The organism is Falsiroseomonas sp. HC035 (assembly GCF_050563525.1).
Lineage (GTDB): Bacteria > Pseudomonadota > Alphaproteobacteria > Acetobacterales > Acetobacteraceae > Falsiroseomonas.
Window position 1 is genome coordinate 103,181 of the sequence record NZ_JBNXUN010000005.1, and the last position, 25,815, is coordinate 128,995.

At 71.5% G+C, this 25,815-nt stretch carries 25 protein-coding genes; 18 read left to right on the forward strand and 7 right to left on the reverse strand.

Annotated features, from left to right (window positions below):
* Positions 1-3 precede the first annotated feature (3 nt).
* Positions 4-453 carry a Rap1a/Tai family immunity protein gene (locus tag ACLF3G_RS12915; RefSeq protein WP_430669789.1) on the reverse strand — a complete coding sequence of 150 codons (450 nt, stop codon included), beginning with the start codon at positions 451-453 and terminating at the stop codon, positions 4-6.
* Positions 454-592: 139 nt separating this feature from the next.
* A complete protein-coding gene (locus tag ACLF3G_RS12920; protein ID WP_430669790.1) occupies positions 593-1,396 on the reverse strand; it encodes a DUF3750 domain-containing protein in 804 nt (267 codons plus the stop codon).
* Positions 1,397-1,495: 99 nt separating this feature from the next.
* Here ACLF3G_RS12920 and ACLF3G_RS12925 point away from each other — a divergent pair, with 99 nt between their 5' ends.
* From ACLF3G_RS12925 to ACLF3G_RS12940, 4 genes are all read left to right on the forward strand, one after another.
* Positions 1,496-2,284 (forward strand): SDR family NAD(P)-dependent oxidoreductase, encoded by a 789-nt coding sequence (locus ACLF3G_RS12925; protein WP_430669791.1) that lies wholly within the window; start codon positions 1,496-1,498, stop codon positions 2,282-2,284.
* Between the two features lie 14 nt (positions 2,285-2,298).
* Complete coding sequence (locus ACLF3G_RS12930) at positions 2,299-3,099, forward strand: alpha/beta fold hydrolase (RefSeq protein WP_430669792.1); 801 nt, start codon at positions 2,299-2,301, stop codon at positions 3,097-3,099.
* 256 nt (positions 3,100-3,355) lie between these two features.
* Positions 3,356-4,630, forward strand: a complete 1,275-nt coding sequence (locus ACLF3G_RS12935; protein ID WP_430669793.1) for a PQQ-dependent sugar dehydrogenase — start codon at positions 3,356-3,358, stop codon at positions 4,628-4,630.
* Between the two features lie 221 nt (positions 4,631-4,851).
* Positions 4,852-5,163: a c-type cytochrome gene (locus ACLF3G_RS12940; RefSeq protein ID WP_430669794.1), complete on the forward strand. Its 312-nt coding sequence runs from the start codon at positions 4,852-4,854 to the stop codon at positions 5,161-5,163.
* A 57-nt stretch (positions 5,164-5,220) separates the two neighbouring features.
* Here the strand turns inward: ACLF3G_RS12940 and ACLF3G_RS12945 are convergent, their stop codons facing one another.
* Complete coding sequence (locus tag ACLF3G_RS12945; protein WP_430669795.1) at positions 5,221-5,919, reverse strand: hypothetical protein; 699 nt, start codon at positions 5,917-5,919, stop codon at positions 5,221-5,223.
* A gap of 78 nt (positions 5,920-5,997) precedes the next feature.
* On the opposite strand from ACLF3G_RS12945, the gene ACLF3G_RS12950 reads away from it, so the two are divergent.
* The gene (locus ACLF3G_RS12950) at positions 5,998-6,684 is read left to right on the forward strand and encodes a cytochrome b/b6 domain-containing protein (protein WP_430669796.1); all 687 of its coding nucleotides are present in this window, start codon (positions 5,998-6,000) and stop codon (positions 6,682-6,684) included.
* 15 nt (positions 6,685-6,699) lie between these two features.
* Here the strand turns inward: ACLF3G_RS12950 and ACLF3G_RS12955 are convergent, their stop codons facing one another.
* Positions 6,700-7,155 (reverse strand): cytochrome c, encoded by a 456-nt coding sequence (locus ACLF3G_RS12955; protein WP_430669797.1) that lies wholly within the window; start codon positions 7,153-7,155, stop codon positions 6,700-6,702.
* A 160-nt stretch (positions 7,156-7,315) separates the two neighbouring features.
* Here ACLF3G_RS12955 and ACLF3G_RS12960 point away from each other — a divergent pair, with 160 nt between their 5' ends.
* The 3 genes from ACLF3G_RS12960 (at position 7,316) to ACLF3G_RS12970 (ending at position 10,723) form a co-directional block, all read left to right on the forward strand.
* Entirely contained in the window at positions 7,316-8,317 is a 1,002-nt protein-coding gene (locus tag ACLF3G_RS12960; RefSeq protein ID WP_430669798.1) for a Bug family tripartite tricarboxylate transporter substrate binding protein, read from the forward strand.
* Positions 8,314-9,906 (forward strand): GMC family oxidoreductase, encoded by a 1,593-nt coding sequence (locus ACLF3G_RS12965; RefSeq protein ID WP_430669799.1) that lies wholly within the window; start codon positions 8,314-8,316, stop codon positions 9,904-9,906. The genes ACLF3G_RS12960 and ACLF3G_RS12965 overlap by 4 nt, the downstream gene beginning before the upstream one ends.
* Before the next feature lie 70 nt (positions 9,907-9,976).
* Positions 9,977-10,723, forward strand: coding sequence for an SDR family NAD(P)-dependent oxidoreductase (locus ACLF3G_RS12970; RefSeq protein ID WP_430669800.1), 747 nt, complete (start codon positions 9,977-9,979; stop codon positions 10,721-10,723).
* Positions 10,724-10,730: 7 nt separating this feature from the next.
* Here ACLF3G_RS12970 and ACLF3G_RS12975 read toward each other — a convergent pair whose 3' ends face one another.
* On the reverse strand, positions 10,731-11,990 hold the full coding sequence (locus ACLF3G_RS12975; protein ID WP_430669801.1) for an aminopeptidase: 1,260 nt from the start codon (positions 11,988-11,990) through the stop codon (positions 10,731-10,733).
* 15 nt (positions 11,991-12,005) lie between these two features.
* Positions 12,006-12,587 (reverse strand): TlpA family protein disulfide reductase, encoded by a 582-nt coding sequence (locus ACLF3G_RS12980; RefSeq protein ID WP_430669802.1) that lies wholly within the window; start codon positions 12,585-12,587, stop codon positions 12,006-12,008.
* A 15-nt stretch (positions 12,588-12,602) separates the two neighbouring features.
* Here ACLF3G_RS12980 and argH point away from each other — a divergent pair, with 15 nt between their 5' ends.
* The 7 genes from argH (at position 12,603) to ACLF3G_RS13015 (ending at position 20,704) form a co-directional block, all read left to right on the forward strand.
* Positions 12,603-13,997 carry an argininosuccinate lyase gene (gene argH / locus ACLF3G_RS12985; RefSeq protein ID WP_430669803.1) on the forward strand — a complete coding sequence of 465 codons (1,395 nt, stop codon included), beginning with the start codon at positions 12,603-12,605 and terminating at the stop codon, positions 13,995-13,997.
* Positions 13,994-14,119, forward strand: a complete 126-nt coding sequence (locus ACLF3G_RS12990; protein ID WP_430669804.1) for an LPS translocon maturation chaperone LptM — start codon at positions 13,994-13,996, stop codon at positions 14,117-14,119. Before argH ends, ACLF3G_RS12990 begins: the two co-directional genes overlap by 4 nt.
* 91 nt (positions 14,120-14,210) lie before the next feature.
* Entirely contained in the window at positions 14,211-15,185 is a 975-nt protein-coding gene (locus ACLF3G_RS12995) for a Bug family tripartite tricarboxylate transporter substrate binding protein (protein WP_430669805.1), read from the forward strand.
* A gap of 96 nt (positions 15,186-15,281) precedes the next feature.
* Positions 15,282-16,628, forward strand: coding sequence for a diaminopimelate decarboxylase (lysA, locus tag ACLF3G_RS13000; RefSeq protein ID WP_430669806.1), 1,347 nt, complete (start codon positions 15,282-15,284; stop codon positions 16,626-16,628).
* Positions 16,625-19,330 (forward strand): DUF4175 domain-containing protein, encoded by a 2,706-nt coding sequence (locus tag ACLF3G_RS13005; protein ID WP_430669807.1) that lies wholly within the window; start codon positions 16,625-16,627, stop codon positions 19,328-19,330. The genes lysA and ACLF3G_RS13005 overlap by 4 nt, the downstream gene beginning before the upstream one ends.
* Before the next feature lie 4 nt (positions 19,331-19,334).
* The gene (locus ACLF3G_RS13010) at positions 19,335-19,844 is read left to right on the forward strand and encodes a GNAT family N-acetyltransferase (RefSeq protein WP_430669808.1); all 510 of its coding nucleotides are present in this window, start codon (positions 19,335-19,337) and stop codon (positions 19,842-19,844) included.
* Between the two features lie 26 nt (positions 19,845-19,870).
* Positions 19,871-20,704 carry an alpha/beta fold hydrolase gene (locus tag ACLF3G_RS13015; RefSeq protein WP_430669809.1) on the forward strand — a complete coding sequence of 278 codons (834 nt, stop codon included), beginning with the start codon at positions 19,871-19,873 and terminating at the stop codon, positions 20,702-20,704.
* A 4-nt stretch (positions 20,705-20,708) separates the two neighbouring features.
* On the opposite strand, the gene ACLF3G_RS13020 is transcribed toward ACLF3G_RS13015, so the two are convergent.
* Positions 20,709-21,674: a Bug family tripartite tricarboxylate transporter substrate binding protein gene (locus tag ACLF3G_RS13020; protein ID WP_430669810.1), complete on the reverse strand. Its 966-nt coding sequence runs from the start codon at positions 21,672-21,674 to the stop codon at positions 20,709-20,711.
* Between the two features lie 88 nt (positions 21,675-21,762).
* Between ACLF3G_RS13020 and thrC the strand changes: the two genes are divergently transcribed.
* Genes thrC through ACLF3G_RS13035 form a run of 3 tightly spaced genes read left to right on the forward strand, consistent with a single transcriptional unit; the run spans position 21,763 to position 25,795 of the window.
* The gene (thrC, locus tag ACLF3G_RS13025) at positions 21,763-23,166 is read left to right on the forward strand and encodes a threonine synthase (RefSeq protein WP_430669811.1); all 1,404 of its coding nucleotides are present in this window, start codon (positions 21,763-21,765) and stop codon (positions 23,164-23,166) included.
* A 35-nt stretch (positions 23,167-23,201) separates the two neighbouring features.
* Positions 23,202-24,467 carry a M16 family metallopeptidase gene (locus ACLF3G_RS13030; RefSeq protein ID WP_430669812.1) on the forward strand — a complete coding sequence of 422 codons (1,266 nt, stop codon included), beginning with the start codon at positions 23,202-23,204 and terminating at the stop codon, positions 24,465-24,467.
* A complete protein-coding gene (locus tag ACLF3G_RS13035; protein ID WP_430669813.1) occupies positions 24,464-25,795 on the forward strand; it encodes a TldD/PmbA family protein in 1,332 nt (443 codons plus the stop codon). Before ACLF3G_RS13030 ends, ACLF3G_RS13035 begins: the two co-directional genes overlap by 4 nt.
* Positions 25,796-25,815 lie beyond the last annotated feature (20 nt).

Consider the following 25,815-nt stretch of genomic DNA (forward strand, 5'->3'; position numbering starts at 1 on the left):
CGGTCAGCGGTTCGGGCGGTTGCGGCGGGGCTGTGCCGGCTCGCAGGGGAAACGCTCCTGCGCCCAACGCAGGAAGCCATCCAGCGCCGGCTCGTTCCAGCGCCCCGGATTCTCCCGCGCCCAGGCGGAGAAGCCGAGCCCGGCCTCAGCCACGGTCGGCCCGGGCGTCGGCACACAGTAGATCGGCCGTCCACGGCCACCGGTCGGGAACATCATCGCGTGGTACTGGCCGGCCGCTGTCAGGAAGCCCTGGCAATAGGCGATCGCCTCGTACCGCCGCACGCCGCGCACCTGGGGGTCGCAGACATTGGCGAGGTCGCGGGTGGTCTGGACGTGGTCGGTGACGTCGTCCTGGTTCATAGGTCCGCGTGGTCCCTGTGCGGAGGCGGCCGATATCCCCATCATCGGGGCTGCCAGCAGGCCGAGCACTGCGGCGGTTGCCACAAGGCGCATGATCATTTCCTTCCTCGGAAGTGGAGGCGAAGTCTCTGCCGGGACGTGCGACGCATGGCGCGTGGCGCATCCGGCATCGAGGTCTCAACGCCTTCGGGAACGGTTCGTTCAATCCAACATCAAATTTATCCGCCCTGCATCAACCTGATGGCGAGGCGGCCGATGAGGGACCGACCGGTGGCGGTGGAGGCAGAGCTGCCTCCGCCACCGGCGCCAGACCGATGCGCCCCAAACCCGGCAGCTTCAGGGCAGGCCGGCGCACATCCACGCCAGCGACGGCCCCGAGGATATTGACCTCCAGGCCTTCGACCCAGCCCACGGCCAGCCCGGCATAGCCGCCCAGGCTCAGGCGCACCCCCGTCTCCGTCAGCCGCAGCCAGCGACCATCATGGGGAAAATCCTTGCCGATGGCGTTGGGCGGCAGCACAGCGTTGATCTCCGGCACCGCATCCATCACCGCGGCGACGAAGGTGTTGGAGTTCGGGCCGGGCCAAACCCGGTAGTCGCCACGGTTGCGCCATTCATAGGCTTCGATCGCGGCCTGCATACGCGGGATCATCGCTGCCGCCTCCGCCCCATCGGCGGCAAACACCACCTGCGGCGCGCGGCCGAACCAGCGGCCATCGGCCTCGAAGCCGTTCAGGCGGATCGGGTCTCCCCAGGCGGTGTAGTCGTAGCGGGTGTAGGCACTCGCGCCCTCCGGCTTGAACACAACCCAACTATGGACGGCGAAGATGCCGCGCCAGCGCACGGTGGGGGCGGCGAAGACGCGCACTACGGCGCCCGGGTTCTGCGCCGCCGGCGGCAGCAGGCCGGCACTGCCACGATCCGCGGTCCACCAGCCGGGGCCGATGCCGTCGCGTTGATAAAGCGCCGCGGAGATTCCGAGCGGCAGCAGGAAGAACAGCGCGAACAGCGCCAGGGCAGTTTTCAGCAAGGACATGATGAGCCGCATGTTTGGTCCCGCCCGCGGAAGCGCAACCAGTTGACACTTCGCCCGCCGCGCGGCCTCTGGCGCGTGGGACGGAGCGGGACGCAGGGCATGGAACTCGGCCTCAAGGGCAGGACGGCGCTGGTCACCGGGGCCTCGCTTGGCATCGGCCTCGCCATCGCGCGGGAACTGGCAGCGGAAGGCGTGGCGGTGGCGATGGTCGCCCGCGACGCGGAGCGCCTGGCCAAGGCCGCCGCCGCCATCGCGGCCGAAACCGGCGGCCGCACCGTGCCGGTCGCCGCGGACCTGGTCGATGCGGCGCAGCTCGACTCCGCGGTGGCGCAGGCGGAAGCGGCGCTCGGGCGAATCGACATCCTGGTGAACAATGCCGGCGCCACGCCCATGGGCCGCATCGCGGAGTCGGACGACGCGACCTGGCGCAAGTCGCTGGACCTGAAGCTGATGGGCTACATGCGCTGCGCCCGGCTGCTGGTGCCGGGGATGCGGGCACGGCGCTGGGGGCGGGTGGTGAACATCATCGGCCGGTCCGGCCATCAGCCGCGCGCCACCTACATCGTGGGATCCAGCGTGAATGCCGCGCTGCTCAGCTTCACCCATGCGCTGGCGCAGGATTGCGCGCCGGACAACGTGCTGGTGGTCGGCGTCAATCCCGGCCCGATCGCGACGCCGCGCTGGGATGCGCTGGTGGCGCAGGGTGCGGCCGGCAGCGGCCGTGACCCGGATGCGGAGAATGCCGCGGCCATCGGCTCAGTCGCCCTCGGCCGCCTCGGCACGGTGGAGGAGGTGTCGGGCCTGGTCGCCTTCCTGTGTTCCGACCGCGCCGGCTTCATCACCGGCACCAACATCGACATCGACGGCGGCGGCACCCGCTGCATCTGAGGGGTTCTTTCCGCATGCCCGAATTCGAGGTTTCCCCCGGCGTCACCCTGTCTTATGCCGTGGATGATTTCACCGACCCCTGGGTTCCGGCGCCCACCGTGCTGCTACTGCACGGCCTGGCCGAAAGCCGGGAGGCATTTCGCGCCTTCGTCCCGGCGCTGGCTCGGCACGCGCGGGTGGTGCGGCTGGACCTTCGCGGCTACGGCGGCTCCACCCCCATGCCGGCGGACCACCCCTGGCGCTTCGACGAACTCGTGTCGGACGTGGTGGCGCTGATCCGGCACCTCGGAGTCGCGCGCCTGCATCTCGTCGGCGGCAAGATCGGCGGCACCATCGCGCTGGCGCTGGCGGCGCGGCACCCGGACCTGGTGGCGAAGCTCGCGGTGCTCGGCGGCCCGGCCTCGCTGACCAACATGGCCGGGCGCACGCCGGGCTGGCGGGCGCAGATCGCGGCGGAGGGGGTGCCGGCCTGGGTCGCCGCCTCCAACGCCGGCCGCATGGGCAGCCGCATGTCGCCGGAGGCGCTGGATTGGTGGACGCGGATGATGGGCCGCACCGCCGCCTCCACCCTGGACGGGTTTCTGCGCATGGTGCCGTCCGTGGATGTGACGGCGGAGGTCGGGCGCATCCAGGCGCCGACGCTGGTGGTGACCACGACGGGCAGCGGCCTGGGGTCCGTGGCGGAGGTGCGGGCGTGGCAGGAACGCATCGCCGGTTCGCGCCTCGTGGTCGTGGACAACGACAGCTACCACGTCGCCGCCTCGGACCCGGACGAGACGGCGGCGCTGGTGCGGGACTTCTTGTTCGGCGCCTGAGATCTGCGCGGCGGGGGCGGGGCGGCGCGCATTCGACCCGAACCGGACTGTCGCAACACTCCGACGGCCGGAAGGGAGGTGCCGTCTCGCGCCGAAATGTCTGAGCCTCGGAGCGGCTCGGCTCAGGTTTGCATTCTCCTCGATGCGCGGACCGGATACCGTCCATCATCCGGAGATGGCGGTGCCCGGCCACAAGAGGCGCACGGATCAAGGCCGCTCCGGATGGAAGCCTGAACGAGAATGGGAGGGACCGGCTTTGCAACGACATTCATGTTTCGCGCTGCCCGGCGTACTTCTCGCCGCAGCCGCGCTCGCCTCGCCCATCCCCGCGCTCGCCCAGGGCGGGCCGAACCTAACAAGCACGACCATCGTGCAGGGACGGGAATTCGTTTGGGACATGGCCTTCCTGCCGGACGGCACGATGTTCTTCACCGAGAAGTGCCGAGGCCTCTCGGTGCGCCTGCCTTCGGGCACCACCCACGCGCTGCTCGGCATCGGGGGGTCGCAAGGCTACCCCGATACGGCAGCCGACCTGTTCTGCGACGGCCAGGCCGGGCTGAGCGGCGTGGCGGTCGACCCGGAGTTCGCGCAGAACCGCTTCATCTACATCTACTCGGCGTCTCGTATGACGGCGCCGGGCACCAACCGCGTGCTGCGGCTCAGCGTGAATGCCGACCTGACACGCGTCGCCGACCGCACCGACATCGTCACCGACATCCAGTACAAGCCGCGGCCCTCCGACCACCCGTTCGGCGATTCGGGCGCGCATAATGGTGGGCGGCTCCGCTTCGGGCCTGCGGACGGCTTCCTCTACGTGACGACCGGCGATACCCATAACGGGCCCGTGCCACAGAGCCCGACGCTGATCGGCGGCAAGGTGCTCCGGATCGATCGCGACGGGCGGCCCGCCCCGGGCAACAACGCGCCGGCGGGCTTCGATCCGCGCATCTTCACCTATGGGCACCGCAACCCGCAGGGCATCTGCTTCCGCCCGTCCGACAACCGTCCCTTCGCAGCCGAGCATGGCCCCTGGCACAGCGACGAGGTGACCGCTCTGGCGCCCGGCGGCAATGCCGGGTGGGATCCGCGCGCCAACGTCAACGGACGCGGCGACTGCCCCGATGGCTATTGCGGCTACAGCCCAAACCAGATGGGCGCAATGCCGAACGCAGAGCGCGCGGCCTTCATGCCGATGACCGACCTGCGCGCCTATCCGAACGCGATGCGGCCGGCCTGGGTCAATGACGGCATGTCGCAGGGCATGTCCTCCTGCACCTTCCTCAACGGGGCGCGGTGGGGCGCCTGGAACGGGCGGATGGCGGTGACCTATCTCGGCATCGGCATCCACGGGACGCCGGTGGGCAACCGCGTCGACATTCTCGACATCGCCGAGGACGGCCTTTCCTCGAACCGGACGAGCATCCCGCTGCCGATGCCGGCCACCCGCTTCCGTTCGGCGGTGCAGGGGCCGGACGGCCACCTGTATCTCGGTACGGACACGGGCGAGATCTTCCGTCTGAGCCCGAACTGAACCGTGACGGCGGCCGGCCGCAGGGTCCGCAAGGCGCCCCCTGCGGCCGTCCAGCCTTCCATCCTGTCCGAGGCTCGTTTTGCGTATGTCGGCGCGGCTTGCCTGGGCGTGCAGCCGCGACCAGCCCTGCCCGCCGGCCTCGGCCCGAGGTCGTTCGCCCGATACCACTGTTCCGCTGCAATGCCGTCCGGCCTGGACGCCACAGCATGAAGGCCCTTCCGATGATCAAGTCCTACCGGCTCGCCCTTGTTCTCGGCGCCGTCGTCATGTCGTCGCCGGCAGTGGCAAGCGCCGATCTGGCGCGAAGCAAGAACTGCATAGCCTGCCATCACGCCGAACGACGGATGATTGGCCCCGCCTACACCCTGATCGCCGCCCGGTATGCCAATGACAGCGCCGCGGTCGGGGCGCTGGCCGAACGGGTCATCACCGGCGGCAGCGGAAACTGGGGGCAGATGCCGATGCCGCCGCAATCATCTCTCTCGCGGGAGGAAGCCGAAACACTGGTCAGGTGGATCCTGTCGCACCGGTAGCGTCGCCGCTGGCGATAGGGACAGGTGGCTCCGAACTGCATGACCGCTCCCGGCGCGTCATCGACGTTTCGCCCCACCTCCCTCGGCACCTCGTCGCCCCCAGCGCCGCAGCCCCGATATCACCAGCAGCGGCACCGCCGCCGCCGCCCAATCCACCGCTGCCCCACGCGCCAGCACTGGCACGCTGGCCAGCGCCGCCAGGGCCACGGCGACGGGCAGGCCGGCGAGCAAACCGCCCGCCGGGGCGAAGCGCGCCACCAGGCTCGCCACCAGCAGCACCGCGCCCAGCAATGGCCCTGGCCCCGGCAGCCCAGCCAGCACCAGCCCGACCAGCAGCGCCGCCGCCGCCAGCACCGGCGCCCAGCCGGCGCCGCGCAGCGCGAGCAGCGCATAAAGCGCCACCGCCCCCAGCACCGGCGCCGCCTGGATCAGGTCAGACAGGGTGCGCGGTGCCCCGGCCATCCACCACCCCGCGCCCAGCGCGCCCGCCACGGCCATCGCGGTTCCTGGCGCGCGCCGCCAGCCCAGCCCCAGCGCCGTCCAGGCCAGCAACGCCAGCGCCAGCAGCGGCAGCCGTTCCGGCAATTGCCGGGGCGAGGCCGGCAGCGACCCGAACACCCACCACCAGCCCACCAGCACCCCGGCCCCGGCCACCAGCCCGCCGAGCCACGCCCAGCGCCGCGCCGCCAGCAGAACCGCCAGCGCCGCCAGCATCGCGACGGCCACCGCAGGCCAGGCGTGGATCAGGGTTCGCATGGACTCGTCACCTTACGAAACTTGCCGCACGCCGGCGGCACGGCCTAATCGGGCTCGTTGCAGGCATGGGACTCCAGGATGGCGCGCGAGACCACAACCGAGCCGGGAACCCGTCGCCTGAAGGTCTGGGACCCCTGGATCCGCCTGGTGCACTGGGCCATCGTGATCCTGATCCCACTGTCCTACTGGTCCGCCGTCACGCATCGCTTCGATATCCACATGCTGTCCGGCTACACCATGCTGACGCTGCTGCTGTTCCGCATCGCTTGGGGCCTGGTCGGCAGCCAGACCGCGCGCTTCGGCCAGTTCCTGAAATCCCCCATCGAGGCCCTGCGCCATTTCGGCCATCTCCGCCGCCGCCAGGCGGCGGTCGAGATCGGCCACAACGCCGCCGGCGGCTGGATGGTGCTGGTGATGCTGCTGCTGCTGCTGGCGCAGGCGACCACCGGCCTGTTCGCCGATGACGAGATCTTCAGCCGCGGCCCCCTGGCGCGGGAGGTCGAGACCGCGACCAGCGCGCTCGCCACCTCCATCCACCTGCGGGTGTTCTGGTTCATCGTGGCGGCGGCGGTGCTGCACATCGTGGCGATCCTGGCCTACCGCGTGCTGCGCGGGCAGAACCTGGTCGGCCCGATGATCACCGGGGCACTGCGCCTGCCGGTGGTCTACCGCGGCCCGCAGCCGCGCATGGGCAGCAACCTGCTGGCCGTGGCGCTGCTGGCCGCGGCCGCCGGCGCGGTGTGGGGCATCAGCCGCTACGGCTGACGCCCCCGGTCTGGGTCAGCGCGCGCGGTACTGCTGGTGGCAGGCGCCGCAGGTGCCGCCGGTGCTGCGCAGCAGGTCCGGCGAGATGCTGCCGGCCGCCGCCGCCGTCCGCAGCGTGGCAAAGGCCGTCTGCATGTTGTTGGCGCGGGTCTGGAAATCCGCCCGGTTCGCATCGATGGCGGCCAGCGCCCGGGTCTGTCCCGGATTCGTGCCCTGGGCCTGCGGCGGGGTGAGGGACGGGGCCGGCACCAGGTTCGGCAGCGTGGACATGAAGGCCGACATCGCCTCGATCCGTGGCACCAGCGCCCGTGTGTCGCCGCCGGAGCGAACGGTATTCGCGACCGCCTCCATGGTCTGCCCAAGCCCGCCGAGCCCGGCGCGGCGCTCCGCGATCATGTCGCCCTGCGCCCCGGCGGGGCCGCCCGCCGCCAATGCCACCAGCACCCCCGCCGCCATCACCGCATAACGCATTCCAGATACCTTCCCTGTCGATCCGGGAAGGTTGGCAGCAAGGCGCCATCACCGCAACGAGGCTCTCCGCCCCGTTGCAATCGGCAATAAGCCCGGCGCCACCCTTGCAAGCCCGCCGGTGAAGCGGGAGGCTGGGCGGAACGAACGGAGGAACGAAAAGATGTTGCGACGCAGCCTGCTCGGCCTTGGCCTGGCCGCCACCCTGGCGCTTCCGACCCTGGTTTCTCCCGCGTTGGCCTTCCCCGACCGCACCATCAACCTCGCCGTCGGCTTCGCCCCCGGCGGCTCCACCGACATCACCTCCCGCCTCCTCGCCGACCGGCTCGGCCCGGCGCTGGGCGCCGAGGGCCGCGTAGTGGTGGAGAATCGCGCCGGCGCCTCCGGCATGATCGCCAGCGACTGGCTGCGCCGGCAAAATCCGGACGGCCATGTGCTGATGCTGGTCGAGGCGTCGTCCCACGCTTTGGCCCCCAACGCGCTGGTCGGCGGCACGCGCTACGACCCGCTGGCGGACTACACCCACATCGCCGTGGTCGGCACCGGCCCGATGATCGTCGTCGCCCAGCCCGGCTTCCCGGCCCGCACGCCGCAGGCGATGGTCGCGCGGATGCGCGAAGGCGGGCAGGAAACATTGCCCTTCGCCTCCTCCGGCGTCGCCTCCATGCCGCATCTCTCGGCGGAGATGTTCGCCTCGGTCATGGGGCAGGGCGGCCGCTTCGCGCATGTGCCCTACCGCTCCGGCGGGCTGATGGTCGAAAGCATCGCCAAGGCGGAGACCCAGTGGGGCGTGGCCGTGCTGGCCTCCGCCGCGGCGCAGGTCCGCGATGGCCGGGTGCTGGGCGTGGCGGTGACGGGGCTGGAGCGCTTTCCTTCCTTCCCCGACATCCCCACCCTGAACGAGACGGCGCTGCCGGGTTTCGACCTGGAGAACTGGTTCGCCGTCATCGGCCCGCGCGGCATGCCGGATGCCGTGGTGGCCCGCCTGAACCAGGCGATCCGCGATGCGCTGGTGCAGCCGACCCTGCGGGAGCGCCTGCTGCTGGCCGGCGTCGCGCCCTGGACCCGGCCCAACACGCCGGCCGATGCCGCCGCCTTCTTCCGCAGCGAGATGGCGAAGTTCCGCGACGTGGTCGCGCGCACCGGGGTGAAGCTGGAACAGTGAGCGCCCCAACCACGGCCGACGTCATCGTCATCGGCGGCGGCTCCGCCGGTTGCGTCGTCGCCGCGCGGCTGTCGGAGGACCCGCGCACCCGCGTGCTGCTGCTGGAGGCGGGGCCGCCGGATCGCGACCCCTGGATCCGGCTGCCGATGGGCTATGCGAAACTGTATGGCAGCGGCCGCTACGACCCTCGCTTCATGACGGAAGCCGAGCCTGGGCTGGATGGCCGCGCCGTGCATTGGCCGCGGGGCCGGGTGTTGGGCGGTTCGGGTTCGGTCAACGGCCTGGTCTTCCTGCGCGGCAGCCCGAACGACTACGACCGCTGGGCGCAATCCGGCGCCCGCGGCTGGGCCTATGAGGAAGTCGCACCCTTCTTCCGCAAGCTGGAGACCTGGGAGGGCGCGCCATCCGAGGCGCGCGGCAGCGACGGCCCGATCCGCGTCAGCGAGCCGAAGCGCCTGGCCCCGGCCGCGCAGGCCTTCGTCGAAAGCTGCGTCGCCGCCGGCCTGCCGCGCTTCCGGGACGTGAATGGCGGCGGCCCGATCGAGGGCGTCGGCCCGGTGCAGCTCAACGTCGGCAGCGGTTTTCGCTCATCTTCCGCGCGCACCTACCTGCATCCAGCGATGCGCCGTCCGAACCTGGAGGTCCGCACCGGCATTTCCGTCCACCGCATCCTGTTCGAGGACGCGCGGGCGGTGGGGGTGGAGACCGGGCAGGGGGTGTTCCGCGCGTCCCGTGAAATCGTGCTCAGCGCCGGGGCGATCGAGACGCCGAAACTGCTGATGCTGTCGGGGATCGGCGATGGCGCAGCGCTTTCGGAATTCGGCATCGCGACGGTGGCGCACAGCCCCGATGTCGGCCGCAACCTGCAGGACCACCTGATCGCGAAATTCATCTTCCGCACCAAGCCCTGCGCCACGCTGAACGAGATTTTGGGCAGCCACTTCCGCAAGGGTGCCATGGGCCTCGACTGGCTGCTGCGCCGCGCCGGCCCGCTGGCCATCGGCGCCGGGGAGGCGACGGCCTTCGCCCGCATCACGCCAGGGGCGGAGGAAGCCGAGGCGCAGTTCCTGTTCGTGAATTTTTCGACGTTCGACTACACCAAGGGCCTGCACGGCTTCCCTGGCGTGATGTGGAACTACGGCCCCTGCCGGCCGGACAGCCGCGGCACGCTGGTGCTGGCCTCGCCCGATCCGGCCGACAAGCCGGTGATCCGGCCGAACTACCTGGACCACCCGAACGACCTGCGCATCATGCTCGGCGCCGCCCGCCTGTCCCAGCGCATCGCCGCACAGGCGCCCTTCGCCGCCCTGATCGAGGAGGAACTGCGCCCGGGCCCCGCCGCCACCAGCGACGCGGATCTCGAAAAAAGCATACGCGCCACCGCCGGCACCGTCTTTCACCCCTGCGGCACCGCCCGCATGGGCACCGACAGCCGCGCGGTGCTGGACCCGGAACTGCGGGTGCGCGGCGTGACGGGCCTGCGCGTGGCGGATGCCAGCGTCTTCCCACTGATCCCATCCCCCAACATCCAGCCCGCCGCGCTGATGGTGGGCGAACGCTGCGCCGACTTCATGCGGCGCCCTGCCTAGCCCTCTCCCCCCGCTTCGGGGGGAGAGGGTCGGGTGAGGGGGCTGCGCTCCATCCCAAGGATTATCGACGATGACGACTGCCACCGCCCGCACCGCCCTGATCACCGGCGCCGGCCGCAACATCGGCCGCGCCGTGGCGCTGACCCTGGCGGCGGAGGGGCTCAACGTCGTGGTCAACGGCTCCTCCGACCGCGCTGCCGCCGAAGCCGTCGCCGCCGAGGCGCGCGCGCTCGGCGTCCGCGCCCTGGTCGCGATGGGCGATGTCGGCCACCCCTCCGAATGCGCCCGCATCGCCGGCGAGGCGCTGGCCGAGTTCGGCACGGTGGACGTGCTGGTGAACAACGCCGCGCTGCGCCCGCAGAAGCCTTTCCTGGACCTGACGGTGGAGGATTGGCGCCGGGTGATGGCGGTGGATATGGAGGCCGCGATCTGGCTGTCCCAGGCCGTGCTGCCGGGGATGCTGGCGCAGGGCTGGGGCCGCATCGTCAACTTCACCGGGATGAACGCCATTCACGGCTACGCCGGCCGCGCCCCCGTCTCGGTGGCCAAACACGGTCTCTGGGGCCTGACCAAGTCGATGGGCAAGGAGTTCGGGCCGAAGGGTATCACGGTGAACGCCATCTCCCCCGGCCCCATCGCCGCGGATGACGAGGACGACAACCCCACCGAGTACCGCCAGAAGATGGTCGCCCGCGTCCCCGTCGGCCGCATGGGCCGGCCGCGGGAGGTGGCGGCGGTGGTGCGGATGCTGGCCTCGGAAGACGGCGCCTTCGTCAACGGCCAGATGCTGCAGGTGAATGGCGGGGCGGAGACCTGAGACGGCGCTAGACCGCCACGAACTCCCCGCCGCGCATCAGCGGCTCCACCGCGCCATCCTTCGTCACGCCGTCGATGTCCAGCGCGCCACTGCCGATCATCCAGTCGATGTGGATCAGCGACGCGTTGGCGCCACGCTCCGCCAGCCGGTCCATCGGCACGCCCACGCTGTCGCGCAGGCAGGTGGTGTAGGCTTGGCCGAGGGCGATGTGGCTGGCTGCGTTCTCGTCGAACAGCGTGTTGCGGAACAGCAGTCCGGACGCGCTGATCGGCGAGGAATGCGGCACCAGCGCCACCTCGCCCAGCCGGGCCGCGCCCTCGTCCGTCTCCAGCACCTTGCGCAGCACCTCCGCGCCCTTGGAGGCATTCGCTTCGACGATCCGGCCTTCCGCGAAGGTGACGCGGATATCCTCGATCAACGTGCCCTGGTAGGCGAGCGGCTTGGTCGAGCGCACGGTGCCCTGCACCCGCAGCCGGTGCGGCGTGGTGAAAACCTCCTCGGTCGGGATGTTCGGGTTGCAGGTGATGCCGTTCTTGGCGGGTTCGGCGCCGCCGGCCCACAGATGGCCATCGGCCAGGCCGATGGTCAGGTCGGTGCCCGGGCCGCGGTAGCGCAGTTCCAGGAAGTCCCGCTCGTTCAGGTACTTCGTGCGGGCGTGCAGGCGGCCGTTATGGGCGGCCCACTCCGCCACCGGGTCGGCCACATCCACGCGGCAGGCGGCGAAGGTCGCGTCCCACAGTCTTGCGACAGCCTCGGCCTCCGGCAGGCCCGGAAACACCTCCCGTGCCCAGCCGGGCGTGGAGGCCGGGACCAGGTTCCAGTTGATGGCGAAGCTGGTGATGAGTTCCAGCGCCGGCCGATAGGCGATGGAGCGCGCCCGGTTGGCGCGCGCCACCTTCTCCGGGTCCTGCTGCGCCAGCAGGGTCGGGCTTTCGCCGACCACCGCCAGCCGCGCCGCATTGCCGCGGAACGCCGCCGCCATGCCCTCGAACAGCCAGCCAGGCGCCACGTCGAAGGCCTCCGGCGCGGCGTGGCGGTAGCGGGCCAGCGCCACCTCGTCATCACCGATCAGCGGCGTCACCAGCGTCGCCCCGGCCTGGTAGGCGTGGACCGCGATGCGGCGCACCAGCGGCAGCGCCTCCACCGGGCTCGTCATCACCAGCTCCTGCCCCGGCTGCAAATTCAGCCCCACCTTCACGGCCAGCGCCGCCAGCTTGTCCAGCCGCGTCTCGAAGGCGGTCGTGGCGGTCATGGAATCATCGGGCATGGCGGAAATCCTGTCTCAGGTACGGGCGGTTTCGGGCGCGGCCGGCGTGCGCGTCAGGCGACGGATGGCGGCGACGACCGGCGGCTGGTCCCACTCCGCCTCGCCCATCAGCCGCGCCACTTCAAGCCCCCGCCGGTCGATGATGATCGTGGTCGGCAGCACCCGCACCCCGAGCGCCCGGCCGGTGGCGCCGCGCGGGTCGAGCCAGATGCCCATGTGGCGCAGGTTGGTGCGCTGGTAGAACGGCTCCACCTGGGCGCGGCCGCCGCGGTCGTTGGACAGGGCCAGCACCTCGATCCCCTCCCGCGCCACCTGGGCGTGCAGGCGGTCCAGCGCCGGCATCTCGGCGACGCAGGGCGGGCACCAGGTGGCCCAGAAGTTCACCACCAGCGCCTTGCCGCGGAACGCCTCGAACCCGGTGGCGCGGCCCTCGGCATCGGTGAAGGACAGACCTTCGGGCAGCGCCTTCGCCTCCGGGTGCTCGGTCAGGCGTTGCAGGCCGGTGGCCGCCGCTTGGCGCATCGGGCCGGCGGCGAGTAAGGTCGCGCCTGCCGCCAGACTCAGGATGGCACGGCGATCCCGCATGAACTTCTGCACCGAAAGACCTCCTCCGTGACCGAACCGCGTGCGAGCCATGACCTCTGGGGCGGGCGTTATGCTGAAGGCCCCTCCGCCATCATGCGGGAGATCAATGCCAGCATCGGCTTCGACCGCAAGATGTGGCGCCAGGACATTTCCGGAAGCCTGGCCCATGCCGCAATGCTGAAGCATGTGGGGATCATCAGCGCGGAGGACGAGGCCAAGATCCGCCAGGGCCTTGCTGACATCGCCGAGGAGATCGAGGGGGAAAACTTCACCTTCAGCGACGCCCTCGAAGACATCCACATGAACATCGAGGCAAGGCTTACGGAGCGGATCGGGGAGGCCGGCAAGCGCCTGCACACCGCGCGCAGCCGCAACGACCAGGTGGCGCTGGATGTCCGGCTGTGGGTGCGGGATGCCATCGACGGCCTGGACGCGCAGGTCGCCGACGTGATGCGCGCCCTGGTCTCCCGTGCCGCGGAGCACGCCGGCACCGTGATGCCCGGCTTCACCCACCTGCAACCGGCGCAGCCCACCACCTTCGGCCACCACCTGCTGGCCTATGTCGAAATGCTTTCGCGCGACCGTGGCCGGTTGGCGGATTGCCGCCGCCGCCTGAACGAATGCCCGCTCGGCGCCGCGGCGCTGTGCGGCACCGGCTTCCCGATCGACCGCCACATGACGGCCGCCGCGCTCGGCTTCGATGCGCCGATGCGCAACAGCCTGGATGCCGTGGCGTCGCGTGATTTCGCTGCGGAGTTCCTGTTCGCCTGCGCCATGTGCACTACCCACCTGTCCCGCTTCGCGGAGGAGGTGGTGATCTGGACCAACCCTTACTTCGGCTTCGTCAAGCTCTCCGACGCCTTCACCACCGGCAGCTCCATCATGCCGCAGAAGCGCAACCCGGATGCGGCGGAGCTGGTGCGCGGCAAGACCGGCCGCGTGGTGGGGGCGCTGGTCGGCATGCTGACCGTGATGAAGGGCCTCGCCCTGACCTACGGGAAGGACATGCAGGAGGACAAGGAAGGCATTTTCGACAGTGCCGAGACCCTGGCGTTGTGCCTCGCCGCCACCGGCGGCATGGTGCGCGACATGCAGCCGCAGCCGGGCCGCCTGGCGGAAGCCGCCGGCGCCGGTTTCTCCACCGCGACCGACCTCGCGGATTGGCTGGTGCGTGAATTGAAGCTGCCGTTCCGCGATGCCCACCACGTCACCGGCCGGCTGGTGGCGAAGGCGGAGGCGATGGGCGTGGACCTCGCCGGGCTGACGATCACGGAGATGCAGGCGGTGGAGCCCGGCATCACGGAGGCCGTCTTCGGCGTGCTGTCCGTCGCCGCCTCCGTCCGGTCCCGCATTTCCTATGGCGGCACCGCGCCGGCCAATGTGGCGCGGATGGCGGCGGAATGGCAGGAGAAGCTGGCATGAGGCTGTTGATCGCGCTGCTGCTGGTCGCCGGAACGCTCGCCGCCTGTGGCCGCGCCGGGGGCATTCGCCCGCCCGGGCCTCCGGACCAGGTGACATTCCCGCGGGCCTATCCCAGCCGCTAGCAGGCGATCCCGAAGGGCCATTGATCCGTATCTATGACCCAAGCACACTCCCAGTCGGCCGGATCAACCAGGCCGATCGGGAGAAAACACCATGTCCGGACCCGGACGCCGCACGCTGCTCGGTGCCACCGCCGCCGTCTTCGCCTCGCGCCATGTCCTGGCGCAGGAGGCGTGGCCCAGCCGCACCATCCGCCTGGTGGTGCCCTACGCCGCCGGTGGCAGCAGCGACATCGTCGCCCGCCTGATCGCGCCCCGGCTGCAGGCCAGCCTCGGCCAGTCCGTGGTGGTGGAGAACCGCGCCGGCGCCGGCGCCCTGCTGGGGACGGAGGCGGTGGCCCGCGCAGGGAATGACGGCCACACCATCCTGCTGGCGGACACGCCGCACGCCATCCTGCCGGCGCTGAACGACCGTCTGCCCTACCACCCTACGCGGGACTTCACGCCGATCTCGCTGGTCGCCGCCACGCCGCAGATCCTGTTCGCCGCCGCCCAATTCGCCCCCGCCGATGCCGCCGCGGCCATCGCCGCCGCCCGCGCCCGGCCTGACAGCATTGCCATCGCTTCGGCCGGGCAGGGCACGTCGAGCCACCTGACGGCTGAGCGCCTGCAACTGCTGACCGGCATCAAACTGACCCATGTGCCCTATCGCGGCGCCGCGCCGGCGATGAACGACCTCGCCGCCGGCCAGGTACAGCTGTTCTTCGCCACCATCGCCTCCGGCCTGCCGCTGCTGCGCGAAGGGCGGATCAAGGCGCTCGGCGTGCTGTCGGAGGCGCGGCTGGAGGCGCTGCCGCAGGTCGCGACCTTCCGGGAACAGGGCATGGATCTCGTCGTGGAAAGCTGGTTTGCCCTGCTCGGCCCCGCCGGCATCCCGGACGCCGTCGCCCGCCGCACGGCGCCCGCAGTGGCGGAGGCGGTGGCGGCGCCGGAGGTGCGGGAGCGCTTCGCCACCCTTGGCCTCACCCCGCGTTCCAGCACCCCGGCGGAGGCCGAGGCCTTCATCCGCGCCGAACTCGGCCGCTATGCGGAGGTGGTGCGGGCGGCCGATATCCGGCTGACGAACTAGGCGCATCTTCAAGCCCGGCGTGCGCGCCGGGCGGCTCTGAAGATGCGGCAGGACATGGAGCTTGGCGAAGTGCCGCGGCCACCCCAAAGTGAAGGGATGGCCGCCCTCCCTGCCGTCGCCCTCGACGCCGCCTCCGACCCGAGCTTCCCCGAGCTGCTCGCCCTCCGCCCCCACCTCACCATGGACCCGCTCGCGGGCCTGATGATGGAGGAGGTGCCGCTGGCGCGCATCGCGGCGGAAGCCGGCAGCCCGACCTGGGTCTATTCCGCCGGCGCGCTGCGCCGCCGCCTTGGCGCGCTGCAATCGGCGCTGACCGACGCGCGCCTGCCGGCCGAGGTGCATTTCGCCGTCAAGGCCAACCCCAGCCTCGCCGTGCTGCGGGTGCTGGCGGAAGCCGGCGCGGGTGCGGACATCGTCAGCGAGGGCGAACTGCGCGTGGCGCTGGCCGCCGGCATCGCCCCCGGGCACATCGTATTCTCCGGCGTCGGCAAGACCTTGGCCGAGATCCGCTTCGCGCTCGTCCACGACATCCAGCAGATCAATGCCGAAAGCGCGGAGGAGGTGGAGATGATCTCCGCCGTCGCCACCGCCATGGGCCGCACCGCCCGCGTGGCGCTGCGGGTGAACCCGGACGTGGACGCCAAGACCCACGCCAAGATCACCACCGGCAAGTCGGAGAACAAGTTCGGCGTCGCGATCGGGGAGGCCCCGGCGCTGTATGCGCGCATGGCGGCGCTGCCCGGCATCCAGCCGGTCGGCGTCGCGGTGCATATCGGCAGCCAGATCACCGCCGGCGTCTCCGCCTACCGCATCGCCTACGCCCACCTGGCCGACCTGGTCCGCCAGTTGCGCGCCGCCGGGCTGCCGGTGGATCGCGTCGATTGCGGCGGCGGCCTCGGCATCCCCTACCGCGACGAGCCGGCGCCTAGCCCGGCGGCGCTCGCCGGCGCCATCCAGGCGACATTGGGCAACCTTGGCGTGGAGCTGATGCTGGAGCCCGGCCGCTGGATCGCCGGGCCGGCCGGCGTGCTGCTGGCCTCCGTCATCCTGCAGAAGCAGGGAACCGACCGCCGGTTCGTGGTGCTGGATGCCGCGATGAACGACCTGATCCGGCCGGCGATGTACGAGGCCTGGCACGGCATCGTGCCCGTGGGCCCCGCCGCCTTCACCGCCGCGACCTCCCCGGCCGATGTGGTCGGTCCGGTTTGCGAGAGCGGGGACACGTTTTCCCGAGATCGTGGCCTTCCGCACCTCGAACCGGGTAGCCTCGTCGCGATCCTGGATGCGGGGGCCTATGGCGCGGCGATGAGCAGCACCTACAACAACCGGCCCTTGGCCGCCGAGGTGCTGGTGGATGGCGACCGGTTCGCCGTGATCCGGCCGCGCCAGACCCATGAGCAGCTTCTGGCCGGGCAGCACCTGCCGCCCTGGATGGCCACATGACCGACAAGCCCCTCCGCAACCTGTCGCGCCAACGTCTGGCCGCGAGGGCGGCGCTGGGGTGGGAACGTGTGTGGCCGGCACTGTGGCCGCCGCTCGGCGTGCTGGGCGTCTTCCTGCTGGTGGCGCTTCTCGGCGTGCCGCTGCTGCTGCCGCCCTGGGCGCGGCCGGTGCTGAGCTTGGTCTTCCTGGCCGGCATCGCGGTGGCCGCCTGGCGCGGCTTCCGGCGGCTTTCGGTGCCGGGGCGGGACGAGGGGGATCGCCGCCTCGAATCGGCCTCCGGCCTTGCCCACCGTCCGCTCGCCGCGTTGGCGGACCGGCCGGCGGGCAGTGATCCGATGGCGCTGGCGCTGTGGGAGGCGCATCGGCGCCGTGCCGCCGCCTCCATTCGCCAGTTGCACGTCGGCCTGCCACGCCCGGGTCTGGCGCGGCGCGACCCGATCGCGCTGCGCGCCGGCCTGGGCCTCGCGCTGATCGCCGCCCTCGTCATCGCCGGGCCGGAGGCGCCGGAGCGGCTGCGCCGTGCCCTGGTGCCGAATTTCGGCCTGGCCACAGCCGCGCCCGCCTTACGGCTGGAAGCCTGGGTGACGCCGCCTGGCTATACCGGCGCCGCGCCGATCTTCCTCAATGCCGCCGGCGGCGACCTGACGGTGCCGCAGGGCAGCAGGTTGCAGGTGGCGTTCTCGGGTGGCATCGGCAGCACGCCGGATCTGGTGATCGGCAGCGCCACAACGCCATTCCGCGCGCTCGATGCCCGGTCCTGGTCCGCCGAGGCGCAGCTCGACCACGGTGCGCGGCTGGTGATCCGGCGTGATGGGTTCGAAGTGGCGGGCTGGACCCTGACGGTGCAGGCGGACCAGCCGCCCACCACGCAGTTCACCGACCCACCTGCCCGCGCCGCCCGCGGCCTCGGCCTGCGGCTGCCCTGGCGCGCCGCGGATGACTGGGGCGTGGCGCATCTGGAGGCGCAGTTCCGCCTGGTCGCCCGGCCGCAGGCGCCGGCGCACACGCTGGACATCAACCTGCCCAGCGCCCAGCCCAGGGAGGCCACTGGCAATGCCGGACCCGACCTGTCCGCCCACCCCTGGGCGGGGCTGGAGGTGCAGGTGCAGCTTATGGCGCGCGACGGCGCGGGGCAGGAGGGGCGGTCGGAGGCCGCGAGCCTGACCCTGCCGGAACGCGCCTTCGCCCATCCGGTGGCCCAGGCGCTGATCGCGCTGCGCAAGTCGCTGTCCCTGGACCCGACCAGGCGGCGCGAGGCGCAGATCGAACTCGACCGCTTGGCGAACGCGCCGGAGGCCTTCGAGCACGACACCACCACCTTCCTGGCGCTGCGCAGCGCCCGCCACCGCCTGGCCCGTGATCGCCGCGGTGATGCGGTGGCGGAAGCGCAGGAGACGATGTGGGAAACCGCCCTGGCGCTGGAGGAAGGCCGCGCCGAGCGCACCGCCCGCGCCCTGGAACAGGCCATCGCGGAGCTGCGGGAGCAGCTGGAACAGGCGATGCGGGAGCAGCAGGAGAATCGCGAGGCGACGCCGCCCCAGGAAAACCGCGAACAGGGCCAGGAGCAGAACCAGCAGCCGCCGCAGGACCAGCAGCCGGACCAGCAGCAGCGCGCCGAGCAGACCGAGCAGCAGCGCCAGGAAACCGACCGCCGCATCCAGGAACTGCGTGACGCCATCCGCCGCCACCTGGAAGCGCTGGCGGAACGCCTGCAGCAGGAAAACGCGGAGTCGATGCCGACCGACCCGCAGAACCGCCTGATGGACCGCCGCGACCTGGATCGCCGGACGGATCGGATGCGCGAGGCCAACCGCCAGGACCGCCCCCAGGACGCCGAGCGTGAGCTGGCGGAGCTGGAGGAGATGCTGCGCGCGCTGGAGGAAGGCCGCACGCCGCGATCCGAAGCGCAGGAACGCCAGCGCCAGCAGCGCCAGCGCGGCGAGCGGCAGATGGGCGTGGTGCAGGACATGGTCCGCCGCCAGACGCAGATGCTGGACAGCGGCCACCGCCGCGCCGAGGCCGAGGCGGAGCAGCGGGAGGCGGACCGCCGCGCCCAGCAATTGCAGAACCGAGCCCCCTGGTCCCGTCCGGTCCCGCAACAAGATCAGCAGCAGCAGGACCGCCGCAGCGCAAGCGAGGCGGAGGCGCTGCGCGAGGCCCAGAACGAGGCGCGGGTCCAACGTGCCCTGCGCCGCGCGCTCGGCGAGGTGATGCAGCAATTCGGCGACCTGGCCGGCGAGATCCCCGCCCCGCTCGGCCGCGCCGACCAGGCGATGCGGGAGGCGCAGGAGGCGCTGGCGCAGGGCGGCGACGCCCGCACCCCACAACAGACCGCGATCCGCGAGTTGCAGGAAGGCGGCCGCCAGATGGCGCAGCAGATGCAGCGCCAGTTCGGCCAGGGCGAGCCGGGCGAGGGCGAGGAAGGCGAGGGCGAGGGCGAAGGCCAGGGCCCGATGATGGGGCAGGGCCAGGGCGAGGGCACCGACCAGGCGCAGGGCCAGGGCCAGGGCCGCGACCCGCTCGGCCGCCGCACCCGCGAAGCCCCAGGCGCGCAGGACAATGGCAGCGACACCCGCGTGCCAGACGAGGCCGAGCTGCTCCGCACCCGCCGCATCCAGGAAGAACTGCGCAAGCGCGGCGCCGAGCGGACCCGGCCGCAGGAGGAACTGGACTACATCGACCGCCTGCTGCGGCGCTTCTGACTCCATGGCGCTGGTTTCGGACGTGCCGGTGCCGGGCTGCCTCGCCCGCATCATCGCCCTGCACGCCGACTGGTACGCCCGGCACTGGGGCTTCGGACTGCCTTTCGAGGCGAAGGTGGCGGAGGAACTCGGGGCCTTCGCGCAGGCGCTGCCGCACCCCGATGCCCGGCTGTTCCTGGCACTCGGCGACGCGGGGGAGGTGCTGGGCGCCATCGCACTCGATGGCCGCGCCCGCCCGGCCGCGCGCATCCGCTGGTTCATCGTGGCGGAAGGCGCCCGCGGCGGGTTGGGCAGGCGGCTGCTGGCCGAAGCGCTGGATTTTGCGGTCGGGCGCGAACTCACGGAAATCTGGCTGACCACCTTCGCCGGCCTCGACGCGGCACGTCGCCTGTACGAACAGGCCGGCTTCCGGCTGCTGGCGGAGGCGCCGGCTACGAGCTGGGGCGTGCGCGTGACGGAGCAGCGCTTCGTCCTGGCGCTGCCACCCCCTACCCAGGCGCGCCATCAGGTCTAGGCTGTCGGGCCAGGAGGACCCGCCGCATGGATTTCACTGCCCCGCCGCGCCAGCGCCAGATGCTGGACCGCCCGGATTGCCGCATCGCCTATGAGGTTTCGGGAAGCGGCCCGCCCATCGTCTTCGCGCACGGCCTTGGCGGTTGCTACATGTCCTGGTGGCAGCAGGTCGCGTATTTTGCGCCGCGCCACACCTGCGTCAGCTTCTCCCACCGCGGCTTCTTCCCCTCCACCGCGCCTGAGGGGGGGCCGGACCCGCGCGAGTACGCGAACGACCTGGCGGCGCTGGTGGACCATCTCGGTCTCGGCGACATCACGCTGGTCTGCCAATCCATGGGCGGTTGGACCGGGGTGGAATACGCGCTGATGCGGCCGGGCCGTGTGCGCAAGCTGGTGCTGGCGGCGACCACCGGTTCGCTCGACCCGCGGCAGATGCGGGAGCCGGAGCGCGGGCGCCTCGCCGGCTGGGCGCGCGATGCGGCGGAGGCGCGGACCGCCATGCTCGGCCGCAACATCCTGCCGGCCTGTGGCCCGGCGATGGCGGAGGCGCAGCCGGCGCTGCACCACCTGTATGCGCAGATGGACAAGCTCACCACCGGGTTCGACAAGGAAGCGGTGCGCGCCCGCATGGGCGAGATGCGCCGCCGCCCGCCCGCGGACCTTGCCGCCGCCGGCTGCCAGGTGCTGTTCATCGCGGGCGGCCGCGATCAGGTGATCGCGCCCTTCGCGGCGGAGGCGATGGCGCCGGAAATCCCCGGCTCGCGTGTCGCCACCATCCCCGCCGCCGGCCATTCCGCCTACTTCGAACACGCCGCGACCTTCAACGCGCTGGTGGAGGCATTCCTGGCCGAGCCAGCTTGAGACCTCAGTTACGCGGGATGTTCGCGGCCGCCACCACCGGCCGCCACACCCGTGCGAAATCCGCCACCACGGCCTGGAAGCTTGCGGCATCCAGCGCCACGGCCGGCGGATACAGCCCCGCCGCCTCCAGCCGTACCGCCGTCTCCGGCAGGGCCACGATGCGGTTCACCGCCGCGTTCACCTGCGCGACGAAGGCCGGCGGCAGGCCACGCGGGCCGGAGATGCCGGTCCAACTCGTCGCCGTCAGCCCGGGAAAGCCAAGCGCCGCATAGGTTGGCACGCCCGGCAGCGGTGCGAAGCCCTGCGCGGAGGACACTGCCAGCACCCGCGCCTGGCCGCCCGAGATCGCCCCGGTGGTGCCGGCGAGTGGCGTCAGCAGGCTGTCCACCGTGCCGCCGATCAGGTCCTGCAGGGCCGGGCCGGTGCCACGATAGGGCACATGCACCAGCCGCCCGCCCGCCGCCTGGGCCAGCGCCTCCCCTTGCAGGTGTTGCAGCGAGCCGACGCCGGTCGAGGCGAAGCTCAGCCCGCCGCTGCGGGCGCGCGCCGCCGCCAGGAAGTCCGGCAGCGTGGCGAAGGGGCTGGCCATCGGCACGAGCAGCACCGTCGGCGTTTCCGCCACCATGGCGATATGGGTGAAGTCGCGGTCGCTGTCATAGGGCGGACTCGCCGCCACCAGCGGCACCGTCCCGTGCGGGGAGGTGTTGGAGATGCCGAGCACGGTGCCATCCGCCACCCCGCGCGCCATCGCCTCCGCCCCCAGCATCCCGCCGGCGCCGGGCCTGTTCTCGATGACGATGGTCCGCCCCAGCGTCACGGCCAGCGGCGGCGCCACGATCCGCGCCGTGACGTCGGAGGCGCCGCCAGGGGCGAAGGGCACGATCAGGCGGATCGGCGGGCCATTCTGCCCCCCGGTCTGCCCGAGCGCGAGGCCGGGGATGAGCAGGAACAGGGCAATCAGGCGGCGCATGGAACGAATCCCTCGGTGATCGCCGCTCGCGCTGCAACCGCCGTGCCGCCCCTCGCCGCCGTCGGTCCGGCGGGCTAGTCTCGGCGGAATGCGCTACATCTCGACCCGCGGCGACGCCGCTCCCCGTGATTTCGAAGGTGTCCTGCTGGCCGGCCTCGCCGAGGACGGCGGGCTGTTCGTGCCAGAGGCCTGGCCGGTGCTGACCAGCGCCGAATGGCGCGGCCTGCGCGGCCTGCCCTATCCGGACCTGGCTGCCCACATCGTTGCGAAGTTCACCGGCGGACAGCCGGATGAGGCGACGCTGCTGCCGATGTTCCGCCAGGCCTATGCCAGCTTTGATCACCCTGCCGTGGCGCCGCTGGTGCAGCTCGACAGCCGGATGTTCGCGCTGGAGTTGTTCCGCGGCCCGACGCTGGCCTTCAAGGACATGGCGATGCAGGCCCTCGGCCCGCTGTTCGACCATGTGCTGGCGCGGCGGGGCGAACGGGTAACCATCGTCGGCGCCACCTCCGGCGACACCGGCTCCGCCGCCATCGAGGCCTGCCGGGACCGCGCCTCCATCGACATCGTCATCCTACACCCGGAAGGCCGCACCAGCCCGGTGCAGCGGCGGCAGATGACCACGGTGCTGGCGCCGAACGTGGCGAACCTGGCGGTGGAGGGATCCTTCGACGATTGCCAGGACCTGGTGAAGGCGATGTTCGCGGACGAGCCGTTCCGCCGGGACATGCAGCTTTCGGCGGTCAACTCCATCAACTGGGCACGGATCGCACTCCAGATCCCCTACTATGTTGCCTCGGCGCTGGCGCTCGGCGCGCCGGACCGGGAGGTCGCGTTTTCGGTCCCCACCGGCAATTTCGGCAATGTCCTTGCGGCCTGGGCGGCGCGGCGGATGGGGCTGCCGATCGCGCAGCTTCTGATCGGCTCCAACCGCAACGACATCCTGACCCGCTTCCTGTCGGGCAACGACATGACCATGCGGGCGGTCGAGCCCTCCTTCTCCCCATCCATGGACATCCAGGTCTCCTCCAACTTCGAGCGCCTCCTGTTCGAACTGCTGCACCGCGACCCGGCCGCGACGGCGGCGACCATGCAGCGCTTCCGTGCCGAGGGCCGCATGCCAGTGCCCGATGCCGCCTGGCGCAGCGCCTGCCAGGTCTTTCGCGGATTTGCCCTGGATGATGCGGGCACGCTGGCGGAAATCCGGCGGCTGCACGGGCAGGGCTACCTGGCCGATCCGCACACCGCCATCGGCACCGCCGCCGCCATGGCGAGCCCTCCCTCCGACCCCGCCATCCCGATCGTCGTCGCCGCCACCGCGCATCCTGCGAAGTTCCCCGATGCGGTGCGGCAGGCGACCGGCATCGAGGCCCCTCTGCCTTCGCGCCTCGCCGACCTATATGAGCGTCCCGAACGCTTTTCGCGCCTGCCCGCGGACCTCGGTGCCATCGAGGCCTTCGTGCGCGCCCACACGCTCCGCAACGCCGCGTAAACCCGGCGTCTCCCGTTGACTGGCGAAGGAAGACCATGAACGACGCCATCCGCCTGACCCGGCTGCCCAGCGGCCTGACCGTGGTGTCCGAGAAGATGCCGCGGGTCGAGACCGTCTCCATCGGCGCCTATGTCGATGCCGGGACCAGACATGAATCGGCGCCCGAGAACGGCGTCTCCCACTTTCTCGAACACATGGCCTTCAAGGGCACCGAGCGCCGCGACGCCGCCGCCATCGCACGCGAGATCGAGAATGTCGGCGGCCACCTGAACGCCTACACATCCCGCGAAAACACCGCCTTCTACGCCAAGATCCTGAAGGAGGATGTGGGCCTGGCCGCCGACATCATCGGCGACATCCTGTCCCACAGCACCTTCGTGCCGGAGGAGCTGGAGCGCGAGCGTGGCGTCATCCTGCAGGAGATCGGCCAGGCGAACGACACGCCGGACGACATCGTCTTCGACCATTTCCAGGCGACCGCCTACGGCACCCAGGCGATGGGCCGCCCGGTGCTCGGCACGGAAGACACCATCAAGGCAATGAGCCGGGAGGCGCTGACCGGCTACATGCGCCGCCACTACGGCCCGACCCGCATGGTCGTAGCCGCCGCCGGCGCGCTGGAACACGAGGACCTGCTCGAACTCGCCCAGCGGCATTTTTCCGAATTGCCGGCATCCCTGGCCGCGGTGCCGGAACCGGCGCGCTACACCGGCGGCGAGTTCCGCGAGGAACGCGACCTGGACCAGGTGCATCTCTGCCTCGGATTTCCCTCCGTCTCCTCGACGCACAAGCTGCACATGGCGACGCAGCTTCTGTCCACCCTGCTCGGCGGCGGCATGTCGTCGCGCCTGTTCCAGGAGATCCGGGAGAAGCGCGGACTGGTCTATTCCATCTATTCGTTTGCTTCGCCCTTCGCGGACGGCGGCGTTTTTGCCGTCTACGCCGGGACGGGGGAGGACCAGGCGGAGGAACTGGTGCCGGTGGCGCTGGAGGAACTGCGCCGCGTGCAGCACGACGTGAGCGAGGATGAGCTGAACCGCGCCAAGGCGCAGCTGCGCGCCAGCCTGCTGATGAGCCTGGAATCCACCGGCAGCCGCTGCGAGCAGCTCGCCCGCCAGCTCCAGGTGCATGGCCGCATCATCCCGACCGAGGAGACCAAGGCCCGCATCGCCGCCGTCACCGTGGCCGATGTGCAGGAAGCCGCCGCCATGGCGTTTCGCGGCGCGCCGACACTGGCGGCCCTCGGCCCGGCCGGCAAGGTGCCGGGGCTGCCCGCGATCGCCGAGAGGCTGGCGGCATGAGCGATGCGTCGCTGATCGCGGAACTCGTCGCCTGCGCCAAGCGGGCCGGTGCCGACAGCGCCGATGCGCTGCATGTGCAGAACGCTTCCCTGTCCGTCTCCCGGCGCCTCGGCAAGATCGAGCAGCTGGAACGCTCCGAGGGCTTCGACATCGGGCTGCGCGTGTTCGTGGGTAAGCGCCAAGCCATCGTCTCGACCACCGCGGCCGATCCGGCCGGCTTCGCCCTTCTGGCGGAACGCGCCGTGGCGATGGCGAAGGTGGTGCCGGAGGACCCGTTCGGCGGGCTCGCCGACCAGTTCGACCCGCCGCGCGACGCCGGCCCGCTGGACCTGGAAGACCCCACCGAGCCGACGGCCGAGGACCTGATCGCCCGCGCCGCGACGGCGGAGGAGGCGGCGCTGGCCGTCGCCGGCGTCACCAACAGCGAGGGCGCCGACGCCAGCTGGGGCCGCATCCGCATCACGCTCGCGACCAGCGCCGGCTTCCTCGGCCAGTATGTCCGCACCTCGCACGGCCTGTCCTGTACCGCGCTGGCGGGGCAGGGGACGGCGATGGAGCGGGACTATGATTGGTCCTCCGTCGTGCACCTGGCCGACCTCGGTGACGCCGCGACGATCGGGCGGCAGGCGGCGGAACGCGCGGTGGCGCGGCTGAACCCGGTGCGGGCGAAGACGGCGCGCCTGCCGGTCGTGTTCGACACGCGCGTGTCGTCCTCCCTGCTCGGGCACCTGCTCGGCGCCATCAACGGCGCCTCCGTGGCGCGCGGCACCTCCTTCCTGGCGGACAGCCTGGGCAAGCAGGTGCTGGCGAAGGGGCTCACGGTGCGGGACGACCCGACACGCCGCCGCGGCCTGCGCTCCCGCCCCTTCGACGGCGAGGGCATGGCGGGCCAGCCGCGCGCCATCGTCGAGGATGGCGTGCTGACCACCTGGATCCTGGACTGGCGCAGCGCCCGGCAGTTGGGCATGGCCTCCACCGGCCATGCCAGCCGCGGCACCGGCGGCCCGCCCGGCCCGGCCGCCAGCAACCTGTGGCTGGAGCCGGGTAGCGTATCGCCGGCCGACCTGATGGGCGACATCACCGAGGGGCTGTACGTGACGGACCTGATCGGCATGGGCATCAACGGCGTCACCGGCGACTACAGCCGTGGCGCCGCCGGCTTCATGATCCGCAACGGCGCTCTGGCCGAGCCTGTGAGCGAGATCACCATCGCCGGCAACCTGCGCGACATCTTCCTGAACCTGACCGTGGCGAACGACCTGGAGTTTCGCCGCGGCACGGATGCGCCGACCATCCGGATCGAGGGGCTGACCCTGGCCGGCGCCTGATGGCGCCGGCGCTATCCGGC